Here is a 1,814-nt window from a genome sequence, read left to right as displayed (position 1 = left end):
TGGCCGTTGTGGCCATAGGTCTGATTTCGTGGCAAGATATCCAAGGTTTGTTTTAAATCGTGAATGTCCATTTTGGAAAAATTATATCACACAAATCTAAGAGCCGCTGCGATTTCACAAATTTACACGGAGAAAAACAAAAATAATCTCTGTGAAAGTCTTGAAATCTGTGCCTCTGTGGTAAAAAACGAGTAAAAATTGCGAGTCTAAAATAACTAAAGAAGCTATCTTGCTGATAATCAATAGTTTTCTGCATATTTTTTTGTACCTTTGCACCCCATTTGACAGCACCTTAGAAGTTTGATTGAAGGGCAATCTTGCACTTTGTTTTTCCAAATCTATAATTTCTCGAAAATGGGCTAAGTTTTCTTATTTTTTTACAGTTCTCTGATGTTTATGACAAATATTTAACGGAAAAACTATCGACCGTTGACCATCGACTAAAGAGAATCACTGTTTATTGTTTCAAAAACGATAACCGTTTACTGATTTTTTATGGCAAATATTGTTGCAATCGTAGGCCGACCGAATGTCGGCAAATCTACTCTTTTTAATCGCCTTATCGAGAGCCGTGTGGCCATCACCGATAATATGCCTGGCGTAACCCGTGACCGTCATTACGGACAAGCGGTTTGGACTGAAAAATTTTTCACAGTTATTGATACTGGTGGCTATGTAGTTGGGTCGGAAGATACTTTCGAGGCGGCTATTCGTGAGCAAGTCGAGATAGCTATCGAAGAATCGACTGTTATTTTGTTTGTGGTTGATACCATGACTGGTTTGACCGATTTAGATAATGACTTTGCCAATGTTTTGCGTCGTTCTAAAAAACCCGTTTATGTAGTGGCCAATAAAGCCGAAACCTTCGAGCGTCATCAGACTGCCGCTGAGTTTTATGCAATGGGTTTGGGCGAGGAGATTTTCCCGATTTCGGCTGCTGATGGTAGCGGAACTGGAGAATTACTCGATGCTGTTGTAAAGAATTTTGATGATGAGGGCGTAGAAAATCCAGATGCGGGTATTCCGAGAATTGCGATTTTGGGTCGTCCGAATGTTGGAAAATCTTCTTTCTTGAATGCCTTGACAGGCAAAGATAGAAGTATCGTAAACAGCATGGCTGGCACAACCCGTGATGCGATTGATACACACTATAAACTCTTCGGAAAAGATTTTATTTTGACTGATACGGCGGGTATTCGTAAGAAAGCCAAAGTACAGGAAAATATTGAGTTTTATTCAACACTCCGCTCAGTAAAAGCACTCGAAAACTCAGATGTTTGTTTGGTTTTGATTGATGCTTCGGTGGGCTTAGAAATGCAGGATATTAGCATCATTGGTCACGCTCACAACGCTAAAAAAGCCATTGTGTTGATGGTAAATAAGTGGGATTTGGTGGAGAAAGACTCGAAAACGGCCGATACCATGAAGAAAGCAATCTTAGAAAGATTAGCTCCGATGAATTATATGCCCGTTATTTTTGCTTCGGTAATTGAAAAACAGCGTATTTTCCAAGTGATTGAAAAAGTAATGGAGGTTTATGAGAATAAAACTCAGAAAATTACGACTTCAAGACTCAACGAGGTGATGTTGCCGATTATCGAGCGTACGCCACCACCGATGTTGAAAGGTAAGCAAATCAAAATAAAATATTGTGTGCAAGTGCCTACACCTTCACCAACTTTTATTTTCTTCTGTAATTTACCGCAATACGTACAGGAATCTTATTCTCGTTTCTTGCAAAACAAACTCCGTGAAAACTTCGGTTTTGAGGGCGTGGCTATTACGGTATTTTTTAGAGCGAAGTAAGTTTGGTT

Annotated in this window: 1 protein-coding gene; it reads left to right on the top strand. The window is 39.4% G+C overall.

The features are described 5' to 3' along the window. The first annotated feature begins 495 nt into the window (after positions 1–495). Positions 496–1,806 (top strand): ribosome biogenesis GTPase Der, encoded by a 1,311-nt coding sequence (gene der, locus ACOVO2_RS04655; RefSeq protein WP_421768844.1) that lies wholly within the window; start codon positions 496–498, stop codon positions 1,804–1,806. Positions 1,807–1,814 lie beyond the last annotated feature (8 nt).

Source organism: Emticicia sp. (assembly GCF_049241225.1).
In the GTDB taxonomy this organism is placed as follows: domain Bacteria; phylum Bacteroidota; class Bacteroidia; order Cytophagales; family Spirosomataceae; genus Emticicia.
This window is presented reverse-complemented; position numbering and strand designations above follow the sequence as displayed.